The 23,380-nt window shown below is 68.5% G+C and carries 24 protein-coding genes and 1 pseudogene; 13 read left to right on the top strand and 12 right to left on the bottom strand.

The window, feature by feature from the left end:
* Nucleotides 1-52 precede the first annotated feature (52 nt).
* Both glmM and Q0283_RS11200 read left to right on the top strand, forming a co-directional pair.
* Nucleotides 53-1,399, top strand: coding sequence for a phosphoglucosamine mutase (gene glmM / locus Q0283_RS11205; protein ID WP_298044685.1), 1,347 nt, complete (start codon nt 53-55; stop codon nt 1,397-1,399).
* 29 nt (nt 1,400-1,428) lie between these two features.
* The gene (locus Q0283_RS11200) at nt 1,429-1,671 is read left to right on the top strand and encodes a hypothetical protein (protein WP_298044683.1); all 243 of its coding nucleotides are present in this window, start codon (nt 1,429-1,431) and stop codon (nt 1,669-1,671) included.
* A 46-nt stretch (nt 1,672-1,717) separates the two neighbouring features.
* Here Q0283_RS11200 and Q0283_RS11195 read toward each other — a convergent pair whose 3' ends face one another.
* The 5 genes from Q0283_RS11195 to Q0283_RS11175 all read right to left on the bottom strand — a co-directional run bounded on the left by Q0283_RS11195 (nt 1,718) and on the right by Q0283_RS11175 (nt 6,055).
* A complete protein-coding gene (locus Q0283_RS11195) occupies nt 1,718-3,028 on the bottom strand; it encodes a heparan-alpha-glucosaminide N-acetyltransferase domain-containing protein (protein WP_298044681.1) in 1,311 nt (436 codons plus the stop codon).
* Nucleotides 3,029-3,318: 290 nt separating this feature from the next.
* Nucleotides 3,319-3,765 (bottom strand): large conductance mechanosensitive channel protein MscL, encoded by a 447-nt coding sequence (gene mscL, locus Q0283_RS11190; RefSeq protein WP_183527498.1) that lies wholly within the window; start codon nt 3,763-3,765, stop codon nt 3,319-3,321.
* A gap of 62 nt (nt 3,766-3,827) precedes the next feature.
* On the bottom strand, nt 3,828-4,379 hold the full coding sequence (locus tag Q0283_RS11185; protein ID WP_298044678.1) for a hypothetical protein: 552 nt from the start codon (nt 4,377-4,379) through the stop codon (nt 3,828-3,830).
* A gap of 103 nt (nt 4,380-4,482) precedes the next feature.
* Nucleotides 4,483-5,097, bottom strand: coding sequence for a hypothetical protein (locus Q0283_RS11180; protein WP_298044676.1), 615 nt, complete (start codon nt 5,095-5,097; stop codon nt 4,483-4,485).
* A 199-nt stretch (nt 5,098-5,296) separates the two neighbouring features.
* On the bottom strand, nt 5,297-6,055 hold the full coding sequence (locus Q0283_RS11175; protein WP_298044675.1) for an IclR family transcriptional regulator: 759 nt from the start codon (nt 6,053-6,055) through the stop codon (nt 5,297-5,299).
* A gap of 195 nt (nt 6,056-6,250) precedes the next feature.
* Here Q0283_RS11175 and Q0283_RS11170 point away from each other — a divergent pair, with 195 nt between their 5' ends.
* Nucleotides 6,251-7,285, top strand: a complete 1,035-nt coding sequence (locus Q0283_RS11170; protein WP_298044673.1) for an ABC transporter substrate-binding protein — start codon at nt 6,251-6,253, stop codon at nt 7,283-7,285.
* 93 nt (nt 7,286-7,378) lie between these two features.
* Nucleotides 7,379-8,554 carry an FAD-dependent monooxygenase gene (locus Q0283_RS11165; protein ID WP_298044671.1) on the top strand — a complete coding sequence of 392 codons (1,176 nt, stop codon included), beginning with the start codon at nt 7,379-7,381 and terminating at the stop codon, nt 8,552-8,554.
* Nucleotides 8,555-8,569: 15 nt separating this feature from the next.
* Here the strand turns inward: Q0283_RS11165 and Q0283_RS11160 are convergent, their stop codons facing one another.
* Together Q0283_RS11160 and coaA are read right to left on the bottom strand one after the other, a co-directional pair.
* A complete protein-coding gene (locus tag Q0283_RS11160) occupies nt 8,570-9,490 on the bottom strand; it encodes a M15 family metallopeptidase (RefSeq protein ID WP_298044669.1) in 921 nt (306 codons plus the stop codon).
* A 7-nt stretch (nt 9,491-9,497) separates the two neighbouring features.
* Complete coding sequence (gene coaA / locus Q0283_RS11155) at nt 9,498-10,535, bottom strand: type I pantothenate kinase (RefSeq protein WP_298044666.1); 1,038 nt, start codon at nt 10,533-10,535, stop codon at nt 9,498-9,500.
* Between the two features lie 159 nt (nt 10,536-10,694).
* On the opposite strand from coaA, the gene Q0283_RS11150 reads away from it, so the two are divergent.
* Nucleotides 10,695-11,819 carry a hypothetical protein gene (locus Q0283_RS11150; RefSeq protein ID WP_298044664.1) on the top strand — a complete coding sequence of 375 codons (1,125 nt, stop codon included), beginning with the start codon at nt 10,695-10,697 and terminating at the stop codon, nt 11,817-11,819.
* Between the two features lie 51 nt (nt 11,820-11,870).
* Here the strand turns inward: Q0283_RS11150 and Q0283_RS11145 are convergent, their stop codons facing one another.
* Entirely contained in the window at nt 11,871-12,899 is a 1,029-nt protein-coding gene (locus tag Q0283_RS11145) for a cation diffusion facilitator family transporter (RefSeq protein ID WP_298044663.1), read from the bottom strand.
* On the bottom strand, nt 12,896-13,441 hold the full coding sequence (locus tag Q0283_RS11140) for a transporter substrate-binding domain-containing protein (protein ID WP_298044688.1): 546 nt from the start codon (nt 13,439-13,441) through the stop codon (nt 12,896-12,898). The genes Q0283_RS11145 and Q0283_RS11140 overlap by 4 nt, the downstream gene beginning before the upstream one ends.
* A gap of 219 nt (nt 13,442-13,660) precedes the next feature.
* Between Q0283_RS11140 and Q0283_RS11135 the strand changes: the two genes are divergently transcribed.
* Nucleotides 13,661-14,509: an SGNH/GDSL hydrolase family protein gene (locus Q0283_RS11135; protein WP_298044661.1), complete on the top strand. Its 849-nt coding sequence runs from the start codon at nt 13,661-13,663 to the stop codon at nt 14,507-14,509.
* A 72-nt stretch (nt 14,510-14,581) separates the two neighbouring features.
* Here the strand turns inward: Q0283_RS11135 and Q0283_RS11130 are convergent, their stop codons facing one another.
* Nucleotides 14,582-15,118, bottom strand: a complete 537-nt coding sequence (locus Q0283_RS11130; protein WP_298044659.1) for a MarR family winged helix-turn-helix transcriptional regulator — start codon at nt 15,116-15,118, stop codon at nt 14,582-14,584.
* Nucleotides 15,119-15,384: 266 nt separating this feature from the next.
* On the opposite strand from Q0283_RS11130, the gene Q0283_RS11125 reads away from it, so the two are divergent.
* Nucleotides 15,385-15,732: a hypothetical protein gene (locus Q0283_RS11125; protein ID WP_298044657.1), complete on the top strand. Its 348-nt coding sequence runs from the start codon at nt 15,385-15,387 to the stop codon at nt 15,730-15,732.
* Nucleotides 15,733-15,790: 58 nt separating this feature from the next.
* Nucleotides 15,791-16,321 carry a hypothetical protein gene (locus tag Q0283_RS11120; RefSeq protein WP_298044655.1) on the top strand — a complete coding sequence of 177 codons (531 nt, stop codon included), beginning with the start codon at nt 15,791-15,793 and terminating at the stop codon, nt 16,319-16,321.
* Nucleotides 16,322-16,345: 24 nt separating this feature from the next.
* Here the strand turns inward: Q0283_RS11120 and Q0283_RS11115 are convergent, their stop codons facing one another.
* Both Q0283_RS11115 and Q0283_RS11110 read right to left on the bottom strand, forming a co-directional pair.
* Complete coding sequence (locus Q0283_RS11115; protein ID WP_298044653.1) at nt 16,346-17,404, bottom strand: NAD-dependent epimerase/dehydratase family protein; 1,059 nt, start codon at nt 17,402-17,404, stop codon at nt 16,346-16,348.
* Entirely contained in the window at nt 17,401-18,672 is a 1,272-nt protein-coding gene (locus Q0283_RS11110) for a zinc-dependent alcohol dehydrogenase (RefSeq protein ID WP_298044651.1), read from the bottom strand. Before Q0283_RS11110 ends, Q0283_RS11115 begins: the two co-directional genes overlap by 4 nt.
* 313 nt (nt 18,673-18,985) lie before the next feature.
* On the opposite strand from Q0283_RS11110, the gene Q0283_RS11105 reads away from it, so the two are divergent.
* The 5 genes and pseudogenes from Q0283_RS11105 to Q0283_RS11085 all read left to right on the top strand — a co-directional run.
* Entirely contained in the window at nt 18,986-19,960 is a 975-nt protein-coding gene (locus Q0283_RS11105; protein ID WP_324590509.1) for an ATP-grasp domain-containing protein, read from the top strand.
* Nucleotides 19,957-20,676 (top strand): HAD family hydrolase, encoded by a 720-nt coding sequence (locus Q0283_RS11100; RefSeq protein WP_298044648.1) that lies wholly within the window; start codon nt 19,957-19,959, stop codon nt 20,674-20,676. The genes Q0283_RS11105 and Q0283_RS11100 overlap by 4 nt, the downstream gene beginning before the upstream one ends.
* A gap of 52 nt (nt 20,677-20,728) precedes the next feature.
* Entirely contained in the window at nt 20,729-21,913 is a 1,185-nt protein-coding gene (locus Q0283_RS11095) for a polysaccharide pyruvyl transferase family protein (RefSeq protein WP_298044646.1), read from the top strand.
* Nucleotides 21,906-22,547, top strand: coding sequence for a sugar transferase (locus tag Q0283_RS11090; protein ID WP_298044644.1), 642 nt, complete (start codon nt 21,906-21,908; stop codon nt 22,545-22,547). Before Q0283_RS11095 ends, Q0283_RS11090 begins: the two co-directional genes overlap by 8 nt.
* Nucleotides 22,548-22,656: 109 nt before the next feature.
* Nucleotides 22,657-23,380: pseudogene (locus Q0283_RS11085) on the top strand (glutamine--fructose-6-phosphate aminotransferase); the annotation flags it as partial.

Raw genomic sequence — 23,380 nt, 5'->3', positions numbered from 1 at the left:
CCACAGCGACATGACACGGAAAACTCATTCCCGGGGCATAGAATCCACCGTGATGAGCAGATTATTCGGAACTGACGGCGTCCGCGGCCTGGCCAACGGAGAGCTGACCGTCGAACTGGCAATGCAACTGTCCCAGGCCGCCGCCGCGGTCCTCGGGCACGAGGTGTCGGCCGGCCGACGGCCGACCGCGGTGGTGGCCCGGGACCCCCGGATCAGCGGCGAGTTCCTGAACGCCGCCGTGCAGGCGGGACTGGCCAGCGCCGGCGTCGACGTCTATGACGCCGGCGTGCTGCCCACCCCGGCCGCGGCCTTCCTCGTGGGGGACCTGGACGCGGACTTCGGGGTGATGATCTCCGCCTCGCACAACCCGGCCCCGGACAACGGCATCAAGTTCCTGGCCCGCGGCGGTGAGAAGCTCACCGACGACCAGGAGGACGCGATCGTCCGGCAGATGGACCGCGCCCCGCTGCGGCCCACGGGCGCCGACGTCGGGCGGATCCAGCGGTTCGCGGACGCCGAGGACCGGTACGTGATCCACCTGCTGAAGTCCCTGCCGAACCGGCTGGACGGGCTGAAGGTCGTGCTGGACTGCGCCCACGGCGCCGCGGCCGGCTGCTCCCCGCAGGCGTTCAAGGACGCCGGCGCGGACATCGTGGTGATCGGTGCCGATCCGGACGGGATCAACATCAACGACGGCTACGGCTCCACGCACCTGCAGAACCTGCAGCAGGCCGTGATCGAGCACGGGGCGGACTTCGGCATCGCCCATGACGGCGACGCCGACCGGTGCCTGGCCGTGGACGCCACCGGCACCGTGGTGGACGGGGACCAGATCATGGGCATCATGGCCGTGGCCCTCAAGGAGGCCGGCCGGCTCAAGGACGACACCCTGGTGGTCACCGTCATGAGCAACCTGGGGCTGAAGCTGGCCATGCAGCGCGAGGGCGTGCGCCTGGTGGAGACCAAGGTGGGCGACCGGTACGTGCTGGCCGGGATGAAGCACGGGTCCTACTCCCTGGGCGGCGAGCAGTCCGGCCACGTCATCTTCGCCGACTACGCCACCACCGGGGACGGGGTGCTCACCGGCCTGCAGCTCGGGGCCCGGCTCGCCGCCACCGGCAAGACGCTCGCCGAGCTCGCCCAGGTCATGCAGCGGATGCCGCAGGTGCTGGTCAACGTCAAGGGCGTGGACAAGTCCCGCACGGGCCTGGACGCCGAGGTCCAGGCCGCCGTCGCCGACGCCGAGGCCCGCCTGGGTGCCTCCGGCCGCGTGCTGCTGCGCCCCTCGGGCACCGAGCCCGTGGTCCGGGTGATGGTGGAGGCCGAGCACGAGGACGTCGCCCGCCGCGAGGCCGAGGACCTGGCCACCATCGTCAAGCGCGAACTCGCCCTGTCCTGAGCGGCCCCGGCGCCGGGTATGAGCAGGGCATGACCACCGAGCAGGAACCGACCGCACCGGACGGGGATCCGTCCGGGGAGGACCGTGACCTCGAGGAGGCGGTGTCCGAGGAGCTGTCGCCGGAGGAGGCCACCCCGCGCCTCAGCAAGGTGCTGCTGTTCCTGGGCGTCCTGGCCGCCGGGGCGGTCATGATCGTCATGGTCCTCTTCGCCATGACCCTGCCGACCTGCGAGGACCCGGACCGCGACTGGATCCCCTGCATCGGTCCCTGACACTGCCGTGACCTCATCAGGCCCCGGTCAGGCCCTCAGGCCCCGGTCAGGCCCTCAGGCCCCGGTCAGGCCCCGGGCCGGGCCCCGGGCCGGGCCGAGGGGGTGTGCTGGACGGGGGCGCGGTGGCCGTCCCGGCGGCGACGGATCCGGGTTCCCGGTCCAGGACCAGCTGACGAGTCCTGCGGGCGACCGTCGCCACCCCCTTCTCCAGGGGTCCCTGGCCGAACCTGCGGTGCCAGTACCAGGCGAAGGCGGCGGCCGCGGCGAGGTGCAGGACGAACCAGAGGACGGGATCGTCGTAGTGGAGCTCCGGGGCCAGGGCGATCAGGTGCGCCGAGTACAGGGTCAGGGTCATCGAGCCCATGGCCGCCAGCGGCATCAGCACCCGGCCGGTCCGCTCGGCGAGGAGCAGGAACAGTCCGGTCACGAGCAGTCCCAGGCCCAGGCTGGCTCCGATGGCCAGGGTCGTGTTGGCGTGAGGAGTGTCCACGGCCAGCCACCAGGCAGAGGTGTCCGGGATCTCCTCGCTGCCGAAGGTCAGGGTCCAGTCCAGCTCATCCTCCGACATCTCCGAGGCGGCCAGGAGCGCGTTGTACCCCCCGGCGGGGCCCAGCAGGAGGGCGGACAGCAGGTGGGACAGGGCGGCCAGCGCGGCGCCGGCACCGGCGATCATGGCCTGGACGCGCGTGCTGCGCAGGTTCAGTCGGCCGAGACCGAGGCCCACCAGCAGGTAGGTCATGTACGCCAGGGCGGGGTAGTTGCCGGTCAGCAGCAACTCCGAGACGGTGCCGAGGGGCTCGGTGACCAGGTTGACCACGGTGTGGTTCCAGGCGGAGGACTCGGGCAGCTCCGGTCCCACTTGCTGGAGCAGGATGGGGAAGATGACGGCGAAGGCGGCGGCACTGAGGAAGAGCGCGCGGGTCCGCAGGTGCAGGAACGGGATCGTCAGCAGGAAGAACACGGCGTAGTAGGTCAGGATGTTGTTCGCCGGCGGGTCCCAGGGCAGGATGGCCGAGATCACCAGGCCGATGGCGCCGATCACCAGGGCCCGGGCAACGAGGCCCAGACGGTCCGCGGCGAGTTGCCGTCCCCGGTGCGGGGTGGCCCCGCCGGTGCTGAAGGCCAGTCCGACGCCGGCCAGGAGGGCGAAAAGTGCGGCCGAGTCACCGGAGAACAGGTTCCAGGCCAGGGTGGGATCACCGGCGTCGGTCTCGTCCGGGAAGATGTGGATGGCGATCAGCCCGATCAGCGCCAGGCCGCGGGCAGCGTCGATGCCGATCAGCCGTCCGGTGCGCCGGGGTGCGGGGGGTGCCAGGGGGGAGACAGCGGCGTCCTGGGATGCCTCATGCGTGCTCATCGGTGTTCCTCGTCCGTGAGGCGACTCCCCCGGGGGCGGGATCGTCGCGTGATCTGGTGCAGGTACCAGACCACCACCGGCGTCTAGGTCTCCCGTAGGTCACGCCTGTGCGGAACCTGTGACCAACGGCCTTGTCAGACGCCGGGAGCGCCGCAGGTGCCTGCGGCGCTCCCGGGTCCGGGGGAGGGACGAGAGGTATCAGGGGTGTATCGGGAGGGGGCGGGATCGGTCGGAGGGATGAGGAGAGGGAACGGGGGCGGAGGGGCTGTGGACCAGGACGGCGGGCGGGATCAGGACGGCGGGGTGTCCGCGATGCCCTCCGTGTGGGCGCGGCGACCGGTCGCGCCCGTGGGTGAGGTCAGGGCGTCGCGGATCTCGGTGAGGAGCTTGACGTCCTCTGGGACCTCCTCGGCGGCCGGGGTGATGCCCAGCTTGCGGTTTCGGGCCTCCACGATCTTGTTCATCGGCATGATGATGACGAAGTAGACCGCGCCGGCCACGAGCAGGAAGTTGACGATGGTGGTGAGCAGGACGCCGAACTTGATGTCATTGCCGTTGAAGGTGACCACGGCGAAGGAATCGAAGTTGGGTGAACCGACCAGTCCGGAGATGAACGGCATCAGGACCGAGTCGACGAGTGCGGTGACGACGGCGCCGAAGGCGGCACCGATGATGACGGCAACGGCCAGATCGAGCACGTTGCCCTTCATGATGAATTCCTTGAATCCCTGGAGCATGGTCCGAGGCTAGCGTGGGAAACGGTCCGTGCCACGCCGTCATCGTCGGGGATCCGCCGGCATCACCACCGGTGCGCCACGTCGATCACCAGGCGCGAGCCCGTGCCGGGACCGTCCAGGATCATCACGCGCATGGGGAGCCGGGCACGCACGCCCAGCCCGAAGGTGGTCTGGCCCTCGAAGCTGCCGGCATAGGCGACCTGCCGGAAGGTCCGGTAGCCGTCCACGTCCGCCACATGGTCCCAGTCGGCCGGGGCATAGGTGGCCCGCCCGGAGTCCGTGTAGGTCCGGGCCTTGACGATGATCCGGATGTCCGTGCCGGTGAGCGGGACGTACTCGCCCTGTCCCTCGGTGTAGACGCGGCCGTAGCGGACGTCATAGCCCTTGACCTTGTACCGCAGGTCCACGACCATCCGGTCGAAGCAGGTGTGGCGTCCGGTGCGGACGCCGGTGATCTGGGCGGTGGACTCGACGGCCCGGGTCTTGGCCGCCGATCCCCACGTGATGCCGCAATAGGGGGCCGCGGTGGCCGGTGGTGGGGCCGTGACCCCCAGGCCCAGTCCCAGCCCGACGGCCAGGGCGGCGGTGGCTGCTGCGGCGAACGGCTTCTTCATGACGGTGTCCTTCTCTGTCCGTGGTGGGTGTGTCCGCGTGCAACCTGTCCGGGGGGGTGTCGTGCACGGGCTGTGGGCCGGCCCCTGCGGGGCCGAGGGTGCGTCACCAGCGGTGGGCGACGTCGACGACCAGCCGGGAGCCGCCGTCGGGGCCCTCGAGCTGGAAGACGCGGAACGGCAGCCGGGCGCGGACGCCCAGGCCGATCGAGGTGTAGGCCTCGTCGTGGCTGCGCGGCTGCCCGTCGTACTCCCCGGTGACCGTCTCCCGGTGGTGAGAGGCGAGGACGACCTGGCGGAACGTGCGGTAACCGGAGACGTCGCGCAGTTCCCGGGTGTTGCCCGGCCTCCAGGTGAGCGTTCCGGCGCCGGTGGTGGAGGGGTTGGTGAGGAACACCTGCAGGTCGGCGGCGCCCCGCAGGGACAGGGTCCGGCCGTCGCCGTCCCGGACGGGGCCGTACCGCACGTGGTGCCAGATCGCCGGCCCGCGCACGTCCACCACGAGACGGTCGTAGCACGCGTGCCGTCCGGTGCGCACGCCCTTGACGGTGTGCGGGGAGAACCAGGCCTCACCGGACGCGGTGGCGGTGGCCTGGGGCTGCGAACCCCACGTGATCGCGCAGTAGGCGGCCTCGCTCGGTGGCGGTGCGCTCACGCTGGTCCCGGCGAGCGCTCCCAGGGCCAGGGCGGCCGAGGCGAGGGCAACGAGCGCTTTCTTCATGACGGTGCTCTATCTCCGCAGGCTCCGGGGGGATCCGGCGCCAGGTAGCAGAAGTGTGCCCGGGGACCGAAGGATACGGACAGCGCGGAGCGGTGCCTGTTCGGTTGCGGTTCGGTGCCGCATCCCGCCGGCCGCACGGCCTCAGGACACGGTTCGATGACAGTGGGGGAGCAGCCCTGGCGTCAGGCGAGACGGGACGTCACCGGGAGGCGGACGGGGCCAGTCGCCTCTCCATCTGGTCCACGAACGGGCGCAGCCGACGGGCCAGGGAGCGGGCATCCTCCGCACGGTTGAGTCGCAGGTACGGCACGGTCACCGTCAGGGCGGCGACGGCCGTGCCGGAACCATCGCGCACGGCCATGGCGAGCGCGGCCACCCCGGGCTGGGCCTCACCCACCTGGATGGCCCAGCCCCGGTTTCGCACCTTCGCGATCTCCGCCACCAACTGGTCCCAGTCCTGGATGGTCCCGGGCTGGACGGTCTCCAGGGCGGCGTCCCGGTAGCGGGCGGCCAGGTCCTCGTCGGAGAGGTCGGCCAGCAGGGCCCGTCCCGCCGCGGTGGCGTGGGCCGGCGTCACCGCCCGGATGGGCCGGGCGATCCGGACCAGGTGGCCGCCCTCCTCGGTCAGCAGGAAGCGGATGTTCCTGCCCTCCAGCGTGGCCAGGCTGGTCGTCTCGAGGAGTCCTTCTGTCGCCTGCCTCAGGGTTCCGCCGAGGAGATCCCGGAGCGTGGATCCGCGGGCGACGTCCACCGAGACCTGGCGGAGGGCGGGACCCACCAGGTAGGGACCGCTCCGCGCGTCCTGGCGCAGGAACCCGGCGTCCGCGCAGGTGCGCAGAAGGCGATGCGCCATGGAGGGACTGACCTGGAGGACTCCGGCCACCTCGGTGACCGTCATCTCCCCGCGAGACCCGATCAACGCGAGGAGGTGCAGCGCGCGGTCAACGGTCTGCAGCATCAGCCCTCGGATTCCTCATATCGGAAAGAGTGCCAGTCACTGCCGCACCATTCAAGGCATCGACTCACCAGGGGGTGGTTGAGGTACTCATGGTTTTTCCTCCCAGGGGAATGCGCCCCGTTTTCCGTTGTGGGAACACCGCGCGTGACCTTTACTTCTGGAACCACGGCTCTCACCCCGGATCAAGGACACACCATGACCTCTCAGAACCCACGCATCCCCCGCCGGCTTCGCTGGGGCGTGGCGGCCACACTCACGGCTGCGACCCTCGTGCTCAGCGGTTGCGGCTCGGGATCACCGTCCGCGGCCGACGGGACGGCGTCAGGCTCTGCCCCGGGACCGGACCCGGCCGCCTCCGGTGAACTGACCGAGATCTCCGTGGGCACCATCGCCATCGCCTCCTCCACGGAACTGCGTTACGGGGTAGCGGAAGGCATCTTCCAGGACCACGGACTGGACGTGGAACTCGTCGAGGGCCAGGGCGGGGCGGCCCTGCTGCCCGCGGTCCAGACCCGGGCGACGGAGTTCGCCGTCGGCAACCCCATGTCCGTCCTGACCGCGGCGGACCAGGGCCTGCCCATGAAGATCGTCTCGGGATACTCCTGGTCCTCACCCGGGGGCGAGGACATCAATGCCGTGATCGCCCGCAAGGACTCCGGCATCACGGACTTCGTCGACCTCCAGGACCAAACCGTCTCCGTCAACGCCGTCCATACGCTGGGGGACCTGTCGATCATGGAGGCCACCGAGAGGGCCGGGGGAGACCCGGCCCGGATCAAGTTCAACGAGATGCCGTTCCCGGACATGCTCGCCCAGCTGGAACAGGGCAACGTGGATGCGGTGTGGTTGCCGGAACCGTTCCTGAGCCGGGCCCTGGCCGATCCGGAGAACGTCGTGGTGGGGTATCCGAACCAGGAGGTCATGGACGGCATGCCCCTGACGATCGCCTTCACGAGTGAGGGATTCGCCGAGGAACAGCCGCAGGTCGTCGACGCCTTCCGGGATGCCCTCAACGAATCGGCCGAGCGGGCCGCACAGGATGAGGACGGCGTGCGGGCCATGCTGCCCGAATTCCTGAAGATGGACGAGGCGACCGCCCAGACGATCAAGCTGGAACCGGCCCACACGGACCTGCCGGTCGAGAAGATGCAGACCATCTACGACCTCATGCTCAAGTACGGCATGGCCGACAACCCGCTCGACGTCGAGTCCCTGTATGTGCAGCAGTAACCCGCCGGCCGGTCCGTCAGGCCCTCACCCCGAGGGGCGGACCGGGGCCGGACGGCTGACCATAACCGCGTGCGCACTGTTGGAGGAAGAAGAATGAAGGTTGCTGTCATCGGAGCCGGAATCGGGGGGCTCACCGCGGCCGCGGCCCTGCGCCGGCGGGGCGTCGACGCGGAGGTGTTCGAGCAGGCCCGCGCGCTCGGGGAGGTCGGTGCGGGGATCTCCCTGGCGGACAACGGCTGGCGCCTGCTGCAACGGCTGGGTCTGCTCGACCAGATCGAGCGCGTCAGCTCACACCTCGACCAGGGGTATTTCCAGTTGCGCACGGACGGCTCCCTGATCTCCACGCTGCGCACGCCGGGCGCCTCATGGGACCGCCGGGTCTTCGGGATACACCGGGCCGACCTCATCGACGTCCTCACGTCCGCGCTCCCGGCCGCGGCGATCCACACGGGACACCGGCTGGTCGATCTCACCGAGGACATCCAGGGCGTGCGCCTGCGCTTCGAGAACGGCGAGACGGTCCACGCCGACGCGGTCATCGGTGCCGACGGCATCCACTCCGTCGTCCGCCGCGCCGTCGTCGGCGAGGTGGCCCAGCCCCGGTCCTCGGGCACGGCCGCGTACCGGGCACTGGTTCCCGTCACGGACCCGGGCGACTGGGACTGGGGGACCTCGAAGATGTGGATCGGGCCGGGACGGCACTTCCTCGTGTATCCCATCCGGGCCGACCGGTTGATCAACGTCGTGGCCGTGGTCCCCGCCCTGGGCGGCGAGCGGGACTCCTGGACGGCGCCGGGGGATCCGCGGCAACTGGCCGCGGAGTTCGCGGGCTGGGACCCCGTGGTCACCGGACTGATCGAGCGGGTCACGGACACGTTCCAGTGGGGACTGTTCGATCGCCCCCCGCTGACGACCTGGGCCTCCGGACGACTGGCCCTGCTCGGCGACGCGGCGCACGCGATGCTCCCGCACCTCGGTCAGGGAGGCAACCAGACGATCGAGGACGCCTTCGCCCTGGCCGCCGTCCTCGAGGACACCGCGACGGCGGACATCCCCGCAGCGCTGAGGCGCTATCAGGGATTGCGCCTCGAGCGTGCGAACGCCGTCCAGAGAGCCTCCCGGGATGCCGGCGAGCTCTATGACTCGGTGGCGCAGGAGGACTACGACCAGCGGGATGCGCGCATCCGCCGGATGGCGCCGTTCTACCAGTGGCTCAGTGGCCATGACGCGGACTCGCTCGAGGCCCCACCCCTGGCTCCGTCGCGCTGACCCGGGCGGGAGTTCCTAGTAACCGGGCGCCGGGGCGAAGCCCCAGGCGGTCTCCAGCACCCCGCCGGAGCGCACGACGTCGGCCGCGGCCGGGGTGCCCACGTACCGCAGGTGCCAGGGCTCGGGGGAGTACCCCGTGACGTCCTCGGCGCCGGCGGGGTAGCGGACGATCCAGCCGTGCGCGGCGGCGTGCCGGGCGACCCAGGCGCCCTCCGGGGTGTCGCCGAAGCACTGCTCGAGGGTGCAGGCGGCGTCCGCGGCGCCGACGTCCATCGCCAGCCCGGTCTGGTGTTCGGAGTGCCCGGGGCGGGCCGAGATCCGGTCGGCGCCCGCCCGGCCGTGCTGCTGCACCCAGCCGGCGTAGGTGCCCTGCTGGTAGGAGTACGAGCGGTAGGCGCTGACGAGGGACAGGTCCACGCCGTCGGCGGCGGCCGCGGCGAAGAGCGCCTCGGCGGCGGTGGCGGCCTCGGCGCGCAGGGTGAGCCCGTCGCGGGTGGACCGGATGTCGGGGACGGTCAGGTCGGCCGGGGCCCAGTCGGCGGGCTGCAGCGGGTTGCGCTTGTTGACCAGCACGCGGACCGAGGAGGGGTTCCGGTGCCCGTCCCGTGCGGCCGGGGCCGACGGCGCGGCGGAGGATGCGGCGGCGGAAGATGCGGCGGACCACGACGGCGGCGCGGCCGGGCCGGTGACCGTCGCCGAGCCGCGGGGCGGGGCCGCGGAGGTGGACGGGGCCGAATCGCTGGCCGGCGTCGACGTCGCCGCGGCGGCAGAGGTCGACGGGGTCGGCGAGGTCGACGGGGGCGTGGACGCGGCAGACGCCGCGGGAGTCGACGACGGGGATGCCGAGGACGCGGGAGTCTCCCCCGGGGAGCACGCGCTCAACAGCAGCGCACCGAGGACGAGCGCCGGCAGCACCAGGCCCCGCGGACCGCGCACGGCGTCCTCAGACCTTCCGCATCAGCACGCGGGTGACCGTGTGCCCGCTGTCCTTGGACATCACCAGCTTGGCCCGGCCGCGCGTCGGGAGCACGTTCTGGACCAGGTTGGGACCGTTGATGCGGTCCCAGATGTCCTGGGCGGTGAGCACGGCCTCCTCGTCGGTGAGCGTGGAGTAGCGGTGGAAGTAGCTCATGGGGTCCGCGAACGCCCCGGAGCGCAGGCGCATGAACCGCTCGATGTACCACTGCTTCACGGCGGTGGTGCGGGCGTCCACGTAGATGGAGTAGTCGAAGAAGTCGGACACGCTCAGCCCGGTGGTGCCGTCGGCGCGGACCCGGGGCGGGGCGAGCACGTTCAGGCCCTCGACGATGAGCACGTCCGGGCGGTGCACCACCACCTCCTCGTGCGGAAGGATGTCGTACGTCAGGTGCGAGTACATCGGCGCCCGGACCTCGGGGGCGCCGGACTTGACGTCGGCGACGAACCGCATCAGCCGGCGTCGGTCATAGGACTCGGGGAAGCCCTTGCGCTCCATCAGCCCGCGGCGCTTGAGCTCGGCGTTGGGGTAGAGGAAGCCGTCGGTGGTGACCAGCTCCACGCGCGGGGTGTTGGGCCAGCGGCGCAGCATCTCCTGCAGCACGCGGGCGGTGGTGGACTTGCCCACGGCCACGGAGCCGGCCACGCCGATCACGAACGGGGTGCGGCGGGTGGACTCGCGCAGGAAGTCGTTGGCGGCCCGGCGCAGGTGGGCGGCGGCGTCCACGTGGATGCTCAGCAGCCGGGACAGCGGCAGGTAGACCTCGGCGACCTCGCGCAGGGACAGGTGCTCGCCGATACCGCGCAACCGGTCCACGTCCGACTGGTCGAAGGGCTGCTCCATCTCGGAGGCCAGCCGGGCCCAGGCGTCCCGTTCCAGCTCGGTGAAGGGGGAGTAGTTCTCCACGCCGTCGGGCTCGGGCGGGGAGCCGGCCCAGGCCTGCGGAGTCGTCGTCACGGGGACGGCCGGAGGCAGTCCGGTGGCGGTGGGTGTGGGTCGGGTCACGGGTTCATTATCCACCGTTTGACCGGGGCGCCCGCGCACGCGTCGGCGCGGCGCGGACATCGCAGGCGCCGGTGCACGGGATGTCGGGCATGGACGCGGTGGTCTCGTGCGGCGTTGAATGAGCGCACCATCCAGGAGGGTTTCGCGGGGAGGGGCCCCATGTCACACAGCATCACCCAGAAAGAGCTGGCCGCCATCAAGCCGGTCAAGGAGGCCATCGAGGACGACCTCCTGGCCCGGCCCGGGGTCGTCGGCGTGGACATCGGCGAGAAGGTGAGCCACGGCAAGAAGACCGGGGAACCTAGCATCCTCGTCTTCGTGGAGCACAAGAAGCCGGTCAAGGCCCTCCCGCCGGAGGAGGTGGTCCCCCCGGAGGTGGACGGCGTCAAGACGGACGTGCAGGAGATGGTCATCGAGCTCCAGGCCGCACGCCAGCTGCTCGTCGCGGCCCAGCAGGTCGACCCCGCCGCGTACCCGCGGCTGGCCGGCGGCATCAGCATGGGCCCGGCCCGCAGCGTCCGGATGGAACCGCCGGAGGTCGCCGAGGCCGGTGAATACGTCTTCGTCGGCACCCTGGGGGCCATGGTCCGGGACCGCGCCTCCGGGGCCGCCCTGGCGATGACCAACTTCCACGTCGCGTGCGTGGACGACGGCTGGGCGGCCGGTGACCGCATGGTCCAGCCCGGACGGCCCGACGGCGGGGACGCGGCCACCCAGCAGTTCGGCAGCCTGACCCGGGCGGTGCTGTCCGAGAACACGGACGGCGCCGTGGTCACGGTGGACGAGGGCACAGAGTGGGACAACGCGGTGATCGACATCGGGGACGTCGCCGGGAGCGCCGAGGCGAGCATCGGCATGGCCGTCCAGAAGCGCGGACGGACCACCCAGCACACCTTCGGCACCGTGGCTTCTGGGGAGGCGACCCTGAGCCTGGATTACGGCGACGGCCTGGGAACCCGCACGCTGCGCCACCAGGTGCGCATCCTCACGGACACCGCACGCTCGCCGCGGTTCTCCGAGGGCGGTGACTCCGGCTCGGTGGTGATGGACATGGACCGCAACGTGGTGGGCCTGCTGTTCGCCGGCTCCACGGACGGCAGCACCACCTTCGCGAACCCGATCGCCGCGGCCCTGGACGAGCTGGGCGCCGAGCTCCCGGCCGGCCAGGAACCTGAGCCGTCCACGCCGCCCACGCCCCCGGACCAGCCGGCGCAGACCCCGACGACGAACATCACCATCAGCGTGGTGGTGAACACCTGCGGGCACGGGCAGGGCAGTCCCTAGCCCACGGCCCACCGGCCCCGCGGCCGTTCCGCCCGGCCCTTGACGGGTGGCTCAGCGCTCCCGGAACCGCTGCCCGCCCTCGGACTGCAGGTCGCCGGGAGCCCCGCCGTGCACCTCGGCGGGCAGTTCCGGCACGGGCACCACCACGATGTCCTCGAGCCGCCAGTCCAGGTCGGCCAGCGAGTCCCGCAGGGACTGCAGCCGGTCCAGCGTGGGCGCCGCACCGGGCTCGGGCACCACGAACATCTCCATGTGGAACACGTGCCCCTCGTCGCGCACCCGGGCCCCGGCCTGGCGCACCCAGTCCCTGGAGCTTGCGTGGTCCTCGGCCTGGTAGATCACCGGGTGCTCCTGGTTGCCCTCGATGGTCCGGGCGCGGGCGTCGGCCAGGTCGGTGATGGCGGTGACCATGTTGCGGATGCCGTCGTAGAGGATGGACGCGCCCACGAAGATGGCGGCGGCGCCGTCGAACCACCACCAGCCCAGCCCGACGCCGGCCACGCCCACCGCGGTGGCCAGCCCGGTCTGCCAGTCGGCCTTGTTCATGTCCGCGTCCGCGTAGAGCACCTTGTCATGCAGCTGCTCGGCGAGCTTGAGCTTCATCCGGCCCAGGATCACGGGTCCGGGCACGGAGAGCAGCATGACGGCGATCATGAACCAGCCCTGCCAGGCGGTCTGCCCGAACACGTGGAAGGAGCCGATGGGCGGATGGTCGGCGGTGATCAGCCCGATCGCGGAGTCGACCACGAGGTAGGCGCCCATGACCAGCAGCGCCACGGAGGCCACCAGGTGCCCGACGCCGATGGCCCGGTGGGTGCCGTAGGGCCGGTCCCGGGAGGGCGGGTTGTTGATGATGCGGATGGCGATGAGGAAGGCGATCGGCGGGATCAGGGACAGCATGTCCTCGATCCAGGCGGCCTTCATGGCCTGGGAGCTGCCGGTCACCAGGCCCACGGCGAGCACGGTCACCGCCAGGACACCCAGGGTGATCCATTCCAACCGGATGGCCCTCTTCACGGCCTGCTGCAGTTCCGGGGGCAGCTCGGTGCGGCCGAAGCGGCGCTGACCCTTCTCACTCATGGCTGTGCTCCCGGGTGTGCGACGTCGAGGTACCGCTCGAGTTCGGTGAGCATCTGGTTCTCGCCCAGTGGCACGGCCATCACGAGCTTGGCGGTCTTCCCGTCCGGGCCGGTGGCCTCGGCGTAGTCACGGGTGATGGCCCCATGGGTGGTCCAGGGGGACTGGCTGGTGAGCCCGCCGGCCACCAGGTCCAGGTCGCCCTTCTGCAGGGCGGTCATGACTGCCTCCTCGCCGGAGACGGTCCAGTCGATCTCCGCGCCGATCTGCCGGGCGAAGCCCTCCACCAGCTCGACCTCGGACCCGCTCGGCTCGGCACCGGTGGCGTCCACGTAGGGCGGATGGTGCACCACGCCCACGTGCAGCGTGCCCCCGGTAGCCCGGTCCAGGGTCCCCTCCGGGTCCGCCGGATACCCCGACGACGTGCAGCCGGTCAGTGCGAGCGCGGCGGTCAGTGCCAGTCCGGCGGTGGTCAGGATCCCCCGCCGGCGGGCCGGCGGGGCAGGTGCGACCGGCCCTGGCGATCGGTGGTGTGCGGCGTCCACGAGGCTCATCTCCTCTGCAGTCACGGGCGGCGGGTGCCGTCGAGGGTCACTGTAGGCAGGTGCCCTCGGCGGAGCCAATCCCGCGGGTCGCTCCACCGGCCGGTCGGGTCATCAGGGCATCGGGCCGCCTGCCTGCCCGAGGGCGGGGGGAGGGGGAGTGGGGAAACGCTCCTGGTCGCGGGGCCGGGGCGCTACGGGCCGGACAGTAGGATCGTCACCGTGAGGAATCCCAACGTGACGAAGACGCTGCAGTGGACCGCCCTGATCCTGGTGCTCGCCGTCACCAGCGCTTTGGTGACCCTGCTGTTCCTGCAGCAACGGCAGTACCGCACCGAGGCCGCGGTCGCCCGGACCGCGGAGTCGGTCGAGTCCACCCCGCAGCCGTCATCCTCACCGACCGAGTCGTCGCAGGCGGAAAAGTCAGCCAAGTCCGCGGCGGCAGCCAAGATCGCCGCGATGGCCGTCGTCAACGGGCTCCAGAGCCCCGTGATCAGCGTCCTCGGGGACTCCACCTCCGACTCCTCCAGCGAGTGGGTCTACCGTTGGGCCGAGGAACTGGGCCAGAACGCCACCGTGGTGGTGCACACCTGGAACCCCCAGACGAAGGACTGGTTCCCGCAGCCCCGCCGGTTCGGGCAGGGCGAGCGCACCATCACCATCTGGAACGGTTCCGAGTCCGGCGCCACGCCTCGCACGCCGCTGGCCCAGGAGGACCTGCGTCAGCCCCAGCCGGCGCACCTGACGATCCTCAACTACGGGCACAACGGGAACGCGGACGAGGTCGAACCGGCCCTGAGCGAACTGCTTGAGGCCGTGCAGGCCGGCGAAGAGGCGCCCGTGGTCCTCACGGCCCAGAACCCCGCGACCGGGGAGAACGCCACGACCTCGGACGCCAACCGGGCCCTCATGGAAGCGGCCGCCACAAAGCACGGCCTGCCGGTGATCGACGTCCACGCCGCCTTCGATGACGCCGAGTCCTGGGAGGCCCTCCTGGTGGACCAGATCCACCCGAACGATCAGGGCCAGCAGCTCTGGGCCGAGACGGTCAGCGCGTTCTTCACGCGCTGAACGGCTTTCTTCACACGCTGAACTGCATTCTTCACCCGCGGAGCGGGGGCCCCTGACACCCGCTGGGAGAACTCAGGCTTCGCCGTCCGCATCGACGTCGTCCGCGACGTCCTCCACGCTGCGCGTCAGCTCGGTGAGAAATCGCGCCACCACGGCCAGTTCCTCGGTGGTCAGCGACTCCGCGGCCGCCAGCATGCGGCGGTGCATCACCCCCAGGGTGGACCTGACCTCCTCATCGGTCTTCTGGGTGGGCTCGATGGCCACGGAGCGCCGGTCGTCCGGGTGGGCCACGCGCTGCACGTAGCCGTCGCGGATCAGCCGATCGACCAAGGCGCTGACGGAGGGCTTCGAGATCTCGAGGGCCTCGGCGAGGTCCCGCTGGCGGACCACCTTCCCGGTCCGGGTGGCGCGGAGCAGGAACCGCAGGGCCACCAGGTCCGTCTCGCCCATGCGCATCGAGTCCCGCGTCCGGGCGCGCATGCGCCGTTCCGCGTCCCGGTACCGGCGCAGCAGGTTCAGCACGTCCACCGGGTCGGGGTTGGCGTCCGCCCCGGGGTACCAGTAGCCGTTGCCGGTCACGTTCGTTGTGCCCTCCTGTTCATCCTGCATGTCCACTGCCTCCCCACGGTGTCGGGTCCGTCTTCGCCCAGGTCATTGTTCGCCCATGTCATTGGCGCACTGCGCTCTTTATTGGTAGGTTGACTAACAGATAGGGTACATAACTGTTAGAACATGGAGCTACGCCAGGCCATTATGGACTGTCAGCGGGGCGCCGGAGTACGGAAGGCATGATCATGAGCTTGGTCCTTGAACCGCTGTCATCGGCAATCACCACGGAGGCGCCCGACGTCCTCCCACCGGCGCACGAAGCTCTCATGACTCCTCCCGCTCCCGCCTCGTCGCCGACCCGTGAGTCCACGTCGACGGCTGCCGGTCCGCGGGAACCCTCCGCGGAGGAGCGCATCTGGTCCAGCCGGAAGCGGCGGCTGGCCCGCAGTGCCGTCCGGGCCGCGCTGGTGGTGCCCGGGATCCTCTCGGCCGACTGCACCATCATGGGCACCCCGGAGCGCCCCTCGCTGATGTTCGCCTACGTCCTGCGGCCGGAGGCGAACGCGCCGCGGATCGTGGAGCACATCGAGAACGCCGTGGTCGGGGATCTCGAACTGCTCCTGGGCGCCCCTTTCGTCGCACGCCAGGTCGAGTTCAGCGTCGGCCGGGGCTGAGGGACGCTCCCGGCCCGGCATCCTTGCCCGATGCGCCCGGGCAGAGTACTCATGGGATATGGACGCTTCCTCGACTCCCTCCACGCCCCAGAACGCCACCCTGAACCGCGACGAGCTGCAGGATTACCTGAACCACCACTTGCTGGGTTCCCGCAGCGGGGTGCGCATGTTCCGCACGGCCGCGGACACCTGGAGGGGAACGCCCTATGAGGCGGAGTTCAAGGAGCTCACCGACCAGGTCAGCCAGATGCAGGACCGGCTCATCGCGCTCATCGACCGCCTGGGCCTGAAGCAGTCACCCACGGAGAAGGTCCTGGGCAAGGCCGCCGAGGTGGCCGGACGGTTGAACCCGGTGAACCTCACCCGCTCGAAGACGCAGGGGATGACCCAGGTGGAGCTGGACATCCTCCAGGGCGCCCTGCAGGGCCAGATCGGGATGTGGCAGGCGCTCGGCCGGCTGGCCGAGCTCGTTCCCGACGGCGGCCTGGACCGCGAGTCGATGGACACCAACTACCGGCGCACCCGGCACCTGCAGGACGAGGTCCGCCGCATCAGCGAGGAGACGCTGGGCACCCGGTTCCTCGCCTGAGGCCCCGTACCCCAGGCCCGGGTCTCACTCCGCGGGAGAACTGGACCGGTGCTCGGCGTTGCCCAGGGCCTCGGGGGCGTCGAAGTGGTCGAGCAGGTCCCGGACGGCCTGTTGCGAGGACATCGTCTCGGCCCACCCGGTGACCTGTCGGATCCTCGTGGTGTCCATGATCGGCACCACGGCGGCCATGTCCACCCAGCCCGGGTCCGTGGGCTGCAGCCGTAGCCGGTAGGTCACCGCGGCCAGGGCCTTGAACACCGCCACCGGCAGCTCCAGGTACCTCCTGGACCCCAGCAGCTGGCCGATCGTCTGGGCGTCCAGCACCGGTTCCGCCGCGACGTTGAACGCGCCGCCGGCCCGCTGCCGCGTCACCTGCCAGTACGCCTCGGCCATGTCCGGTTGGGCCACCGCCTGGAACCGGATGCCGGCCGGGAACGGCAGCACGGGCAACCGGCCGACCGCCGTCAGCCAGGTCAGCAGCCTCGCCGGCACCAGGTCACCGATGAAGTAGTCCTTGATCTCGGGGGAGGGGGCCGCCCCGAAGATCAGCCCCGGGCGCAGCCGCGTCACGAGCAGGTCCGGGTTCTCCCGCTCCAGCTCGTCCAGCAGGGTCTCCACCTCGGCCTTCTGGGCGCCGTAGTGGGACGTCGGGGTGCCGGTGGTCGGGTGGGACTCGTCCACGGGAACCGTCTTGGAGCCCTTGCCGTAGGCACCGATCGAGGAGGCGTAGACCAGGTGCGGGACCTGGGCGTGCGCCACGGCCTGGAACACCGTGCGGTTGCCCACCACGTTGACTGTGTGCAGGAACTCGCGGTCCCGGTTGGGACGGATCACCCAGACCAGGTCGATCACCGCGTCCGCGCCGCGCATGACCTTCTCCAGCCGGGGGCCGGCGTCGGGATCGGTGACGTCGATGCGGTGCCATTCCACGCCCTCGAAGGGGGCGCCCTCGCGCTCCGGCCCTTCCCGGGAGACCCCGACGATCGACTGGACCTCACCGTCAGCCCGCGCCTGCTGCAGCCGGTGCAGCAGGGCGGTGCCGACGTTGCCGGTGGCGCCGAGGACGACGACGCGCAGGGTCATGGCCGGTCGGCCCCGGTGGTGCCGGTGTCATCGGACAGCGGCGTGTTCACCTGGGCGATGCCGGACTCGGCCGCCAGGCCCGCGGCGTTCAGGTTCGGCTTGAGGACCACCTTGATGCAGCCGTCCTGCTTCTTCTGGAACTTCTCGTACATCTCCGGGGCCCGGTCCAGGGGCACCTTGTGGGTGGCCAGGTCCAGCGTTCCGAGGGGGTCGGAGGGGTCGTCGACGAGGGGCATGAGGTCGTCGATCCAGTGCTTGACGTTGCACTGGCCCATGGTCAGCTGGATCTGCTTGTCGAACAGGGTGAGCATGGGCAGCGGGTCGGCCATGCCCCCGTAGACCCCGGACAGGGAGATGGTGCCGCCGCGGCGCACGGCGTCGATCGCGGTGGACAGGGCGTTGAGCCGGTCCACGCCGCCCTTCTTCATCATCAGACGGCCGAGGGCATCCGGCAGCATCCCGACGACGTTGTGGGCCACACCTGCGACGGGGGAGCCGTGGGCCTCCATCCCGACGGCGTCCAGCACCGAGTCCGGGCCGCGCCCGTCCGTGGCCAGCCGCAGGCGGTCGCCGAGCTGCGCGTCCTGGTCCAGGGTCTCGATGCCGTGGCGCTCGGCCATCAGCCGGCGCTCGGGGACGGGGTCCACGGCGAGGACGCGGTAGCCCAGGTGCTTGCCGATGCGGGCCGCGAACTGGCCGACCGGGCCCAGGCCGAGCACGGCGAGCGTGCCGCCCTCGGGCACCTTGGCGTACTGCACGCCCTGCCAGGCGGTGGGCAGGATGTCCGAGAGGTAGAGCCACTGCTCGTCCTCACCGGTGTGGGGGACCTTGATGGGGCCGTAGTCCGCGTTGGGCACGCGCAGGTACTCGGCCTGGCCGCCCGGCACCGAGCCGTAGAGCCGGGAGAACCCGAACAGGGCGGTGCCGGAGCCCTGCTCGCGGACCTGGTTGGTCTCGCACTGGGACTGCAGTCCGCGCTCGCACATCCAGCACTTGCCGCAGGAGATGTTGAAGGGGATGACCACGCGATCCCCGACCGAGAGATTGGTCACCTCCGAGCCGACCTCCTCCACGATGCCCATGGGCTCGTGGCCGAGGACGTCGTCCTTGTCCATGAAGGGACCCAGGACCTCGTAGAGGTGCAGGTCAGAACCGCAGATGGCCGAGGAGGTGATCCTGATGATGGCGTCCGTCGGCGCCTGGATGACCGGATCGGCCACCTCTTCCACGGTGACGTGCCGCTTGCCCTGCCAGGTGAGTGCTTTCATGCTGACCTCCCGCTGATTGCTGTGGCGGCGCAGGGGTGCCTGGTGAGGCTCCCGCGCCCTGTTTGTCACCGTAGGCACGGGGGAGGGGGCTTGGGAAGGGGAAGAACTAGGGCTGACGGGAAAGTCCGACGCCAAGGTGAACGGACGAAGATGAGTTGACGTCAAACGGAGTACACAAGGGTGACTGGGGATATTGATGTTCCGGGAGCGTGGTAGAAACTAATCGTCGAGCAGTTCACTCGACACCGCCCTATTTACGGGATCGCCGGATATGCGGGGTGGTCCGTCTGCTCAATCCATGTGAAGGTGCCGATTGGTAGTCAATGTCCTTGTCCTGAGTGCGGGCCGTCGAGTGGAACTCGTTCAGGCATTCCAGAAGGCTATGCAAGACCAGGCGCCCGGATCCAAAGTCGTCGCCGGGGACGCTCAGGGACTGGCGCCGGCGCTGTACCACGCAGACGAGGCCGTCCTTCTGCCGCGGGTCAGTGATCCAACGTACTTGGACTCCCTGTGCGCAGTGGTCACGGAGCATCAAATCTCTCTAGTCATTCCGACGATTGACCCAGAGCTTCCGGTATTGGCGGAAATGCGCCAAGAGATCGAGTCACGCACAGGTACCCGAGTGATGATTGCCGAACCGTGGGTCACACGGATCTGCAACGACAAGATGCTTACTCAGGACCACGTCGTGCGTAACGGGCTTCTCGCTCCTCAGGTTTTTGAACGAACGGAAGCGGTGGATGTCGAAGACTTTCCCGTCATTCTCAAGCCAAAAGCCGGGAGTTCCAGTATCGGCGTCCACGTCGTCGACAATCGTGAGCAGCTTGACTACCTGCTGCCCCAGACAACTGACCCGATGATTCAGGAACTCGTGACGGGAGACGAGTACACCGTTGACTGTTTTTCTGATTTCGAGGGAAACATCGTGTCGATCGTGCCTCGTCTGAGGATTGCGACGCGCGGTGGGGAAATTCTGAAGGGGCGGATCGCCAAGGACCCTCAGATCATCACTGCAGTCAAGGAGTTGCTGGCGTCATTGCCGATGCCCGGTCATAGCACGGTTCAGTGCTTCAAAACCGAGCGCGGTATTGAGTTCATCGAGGTGAATCCTCGCTTCGGGGGCGGAGCGCCGATGAGTATCGCCGCGGGCGCGGACAGCTGCGCCAACCTGATCAGGCTCTTGCGGGGAGAGGCGCTCGAATACACCGAAGACTATGAAGATGGGGTGACGTTCATGCGCTTCGACCAGGCGATCATGATTCGGGACGAGCAATTGGTGAGCCGGTGAACCAAACGCCTCTTCGGGCTGTTGTCTTCGATCTGGATGACACCCTCGTCTCTGAATCCGCCTACCAGGACAGCGCTCGCTTGGCGGTACTTGAATACCTGTGTTCCAAGACTCGCCTTCCGCTGAATGAGGTGTTGCGGCATTCTATTCTTGCGTCACGGGCACCGAGGACAGAGTATTTCCAGACGCTGCTCCCTCGACTTGGTCTGACTGCTGACAACCAGTCCGTCGCGGAACTTCTCGCGGTACATCGCGAACACCTGCCGACGATCGACTGGTACCCGGACGTCCTGCCCACGCTCAAGGCACTGCGCGGGGAGGGTATCAAACTGGGCATCATCACGGATGGTTATGCCATTGCCCAGAGGCAGAAGCTGGCTGCCGTCGAAGCAGAACTCCTCTTCGACGCGATCGTCGTCAGTGATGATCTTGGCCGCCAGTACTGGAAGCCACACGAGAAACCTTTCCGGCTCGTGGCAGAGATGCTAGGCGTCCGCCTCGACGAGTTGATGTACGTCGGAGACAATCCCGCCAAAGATTTCCACGTCTCGGTCACGCTTCCTATCACGACGGTGAAGATGACAAGACCGGACTCACTCAAGGGCAAGCTGGACTATCTGGATGGCGTCAGGGAGCACTTCAGCGCGTCGACAATGAGTGACGTCGAGAAGATCATCGACCAACGAATTGGAGCGCATAAACATGCCGGCAAGTAGTCGTATTGGATTCACTGGGCCGTTTGCCGACGCCAATCTCGGTGACTACGGGATGATCGTGAACAACGTCCTCGACCTGAGTTCACAGGTGTCATCCTTTGAGCTCTTTACGTATGACCGGGGGTTTGTTGAGCGGGTTGGTCGAGACTATTTCCGTGACATTGACTACAGCCTTACAGTGGTGGAATTCGACCACCATCTCGAGGCGGCCGCTCAGGACGGTGCGCGGCTCACCCCGCTGGAGATATTGCAGGGGATAACGAACTATCGGGATGTTGAAGGGGCCATTGCGGGGCTAGAGGTCCTCGTCGTCAATGGGGGCGGATACTTTAACGAGCTATGGTGTCAGCCTCACCGCGTCATCAAGATGCTCAAGATGATCGCGCCCATCCTGATTGCCGAGGACCTTGGGATCAGGGTTGTTTTCACGGGCAACAGTTACGGACCGTTCGGGCCCCGCTCGGCCTTCTTGATAAACATCCTTGCATCCCTGCGAAACGCCGTTTTCTACGCTCGGGATCGAGTGGGATCGATTGCTGAGCTACATGCTATCGGCGTCCCGGAGTCCCGTGTGCGGTTCGTTCCAGATGATCTTTTCATCCTCAACGACAGGCTTAACCTGCGTAGAAGAGAACTCGAACTGCCTGACTCGTATGTGGCTTTTGAGACATATCAGCCGATCGATGTATTGGCCTCTCGTCGACACGTCTTGGAGCGGTTCGACGCGCAGATGAGCGGACGAGGACTTGAGGTCGTGACGGTGCCTATGTACGCCGGCCGGGGAGGGCAGGACCAAGCTGAATGGCTCGCGCGAGAATTCGGTTGGAGGATGTCGAGCCTGGACTCCGGATACCTGACCTTGGAGGACGCTCGCGAGGTGATCAGTCGGGCACGCATTCTGCTTTCTGAGCGCTACCACGGGTTAGTCCTAGCGCTGGCGAACTCGACGCCCGCCGTCCACGCGCTCAGGAGCGTTATGGACGACAAGTGGTACTACTACCGCAAGAGTTTGGGCATTATCGACACCGCACTACGGGGGGTGCCCTACAGCCAGCGGGAATTCATGGCGACGGACCCGTTCCAAGCTCTTGACAGAGTCGGGACTGACCTGGAAGAGATCCAGCGTGTGCAAGGAGAATGGTTCAACAAGGGCCTGCAAGCCAATATCGAGGTGGCGCGTGAGACGCGGCGTCGCATGCTGGAAGACATCATTGGAAGGGAGCATCCACGTGACTGAAAATTCAATTTATCAGCGCTCGATTAAGCGCGTATTGGACGTTGCCGGTGCAGGCGCAGGCCTGCTGGCGTCCGCGCCCTTTTGCGCCATCGCAGCGGCCTCTATCAAATTGGAGAGCAAGGGACCTGTCTTCTATCGCCAGGAACGCATCGGGTTGGACGGAAGGTCCTTTCAGATGCTCAAGTTCCGAAGCATGCTGCGTTTGGAGGACAGTTACGATGCAGATGGTCAGCCGTTGGACAACTACGATCGGGTCACCAGGGTCGGGCGCGTCCTGCGTGCTACGAGCTTGGATGAGTTGCCGCAACTGCTCAACGTCCTGAAGGGGGATATGTCGCTCGTTGGCCCCCGGCCGACTCTCGGATATCAAGTAGACCGCTACGACGCCAGGCAGCGCGGCCGTCTCAAGGTCCGTCCGGGACTGACGGGACTAGCTCAGGTGAACGGTCGGAACTCCTTGTCGTGGGAGCAGAAGATTGATTTCGACCTGCAGTACGTGGACAAGCTCTCACTAGGGTTGGATGCAACAATTATCGCCAAGACCTTCGGAGTCATTCTCCGGCAGGAGTCGGTCGCCTTCCAGGGCCACGATGCTCTCAGTCAGCATCAGGGCGACTACCGAGTCAACATTTAGCTGCACTCGAAGTCATTGTCGGTTGCCGCGATTGCAGTCGATGCTTCCCAGCGAGAAGGCCACCGGGGGCCGTCCGCTTCAGACTCAGAATGGATATAACGTAGACACCATGTGTGGAATCGTCGGTTACATTGGCCTGCCCTCTCATTTGGACCAGCACTCCGCCCTGGACGTGCTCATGGAAGGCCTGAAGCGCCTGGAGTACCGCGGATATGACTCCGCGGGCATCGCCGTTATCAACGGCAGTGGCGTCGAGCACCGGAAGAAGGCCGGCAAGCTCGCCAACCTCGTGACCGAGCTGGAAGAGCGGCCCGTGCCGAAGTCCTCGGTGGGCATCGGCCACACCCGGTGGGCCACCCACGGCGGGCCGACCGACCTCAATGCCCACCCGCACCTGGCCGACAATGACCGGTTGTCCGTGATCCACAACGGCATCATCGAGAACTACGCCGAGTTGAAGAAGGAACTGCTGGCCACCGGTGCCACCTTCCGCTCGGAGACGGACACGGAGGTCGCGGCCGCACTGATCGGTCGCATCTACCGGACCGCCGGCGACCAGGACCTCACGAAGTCCATGCAGCTGGCCAGCCAGCGCCTCGAGGGTGCCTTCACCCTGCTGGCCGTGCACGCCGACCACCCGGATCGCGTCGTGGCCGCCCGCAAGAATTCCCCGCTGGTCGTCGGCCTGGGCGAGGGCGAGAACTTCCTCGGGTCGGACGTCTCCGGGTTCATCGACTTCACTCGCAAGGCTGTGGAGCTCGAGCAGGACCAGGTCGTTACCATCACCGCGGACGCCGTGGAGATCACCGACTTCTACGGCAACCCCGCCCAGG

Source organism: uncultured Citricoccus sp. (assembly GCF_937871995.1).
Classification (GTDB): Bacteria; Actinomycetota; Actinomycetes; order Actinomycetales; family Micrococcaceae; genus Citricoccus.
The sequence above is the reverse complement of the archived record's forward strand: the minus strand, read 5'-3'. Positions and strand labels throughout refer to the sequence as shown.

Coding starts and splice junctions, on each gene's coding strand:
- glmM (WP_298044685.1), top strand. CDS start 53: ATGAGCAGATTATTCGGAACTGACGGCGTCCGCGGCCTGGCCAACGGA.
- Q0283_RS11200 (WP_298044683.1), top strand. CDS start 1,429: ATGACCACCGAGCAGGAACCGACCGCACCGGACGGGGATCCGTCCGGG.
- Q0283_RS11195 (WP_298044681.1), bottom strand. CDS start 3,028: ATGAGCACGCATGAGGCATCCCAGGACGCCGCTGTCTCCCCCCTGGCA.
- mscL (WP_183527498.1), bottom strand. CDS start 3,765: ATGCTCCAGGGATTCAAGGAATTCATCATGAAGGGCAACGTGCTCGAT.
- Q0283_RS11185 (WP_298044678.1), bottom strand. CDS start 4,379: ATGAAGAAGCCGTTCGCCGCAGCAGCCACCGCCGCCCTGGCCGTCGGG.
- Q0283_RS11180 (WP_298044676.1), bottom strand. CDS start 5,097: ATGAAGAAAGCGCTCGTTGCCCTCGCCTCGGCCGCCCTGGCCCTGGGA.
- Q0283_RS11175 (WP_298044675.1), bottom strand. CDS start 6,055: ATGCTGCAGACCGTTGACCGCGCGCTGCACCTCCTCGCGTTGATCGGG.
- Q0283_RS11170 (WP_298044673.1), top strand. CDS start 6,251: ATGACCTCTCAGAACCCACGCATCCCCCGCCGGCTTCGCTGGGGCGTG.
- Q0283_RS11165 (WP_298044671.1), top strand. CDS start 7,379: ATGAAGGTTGCTGTCATCGGAGCCGGAATCGGGGGGCTCACCGCGGCC.
- Q0283_RS11150 (WP_298044664.1), top strand. CDS start 10,695: ATGTCACACAGCATCACCCAGAAAGAGCTGGCCGCCATCAAGCCGGTC.
- Q0283_RS11145 (WP_298044663.1), bottom strand. CDS start 12,899: ATGAGTGAGAAGGGTCAGCGCCGCTTCGGCCGCACCGAGCTGCCCCCG.
- Q0283_RS11130 (WP_298044659.1), bottom strand. CDS start 15,118: ATGCAGGATGAACAGGAGGGCACAACGAACGTGACCGGCAACGGCTAC.
- Q0283_RS11125 (WP_298044657.1), top strand. CDS start 15,385: ATGACTCCTCCCGCTCCCGCCTCGTCGCCGACCCGTGAGTCCACGTCG.
- Q0283_RS11120 (WP_298044655.1), top strand. CDS start 15,791: ATGGACGCTTCCTCGACTCCCTCCACGCCCCAGAACGCCACCCTGAAC.
- Q0283_RS11115 (WP_298044653.1), bottom strand. CDS start 17,404: ATGACCCTGCGCGTCGTCGTCCTCGGCGCCACCGGCAACGTCGGCACC.
- Q0283_RS11110 (WP_298044651.1), bottom strand. CDS start 18,672: ATGAAAGCACTCACCTGGCAGGGCAAGCGGCACGTCACCGTGGAAGAG.
- Q0283_RS11095 (WP_298044646.1), top strand. CDS start 20,729: ATGATCGTGAACAACGTCCTCGACCTGAGTTCACAGGTGTCATCCTTT.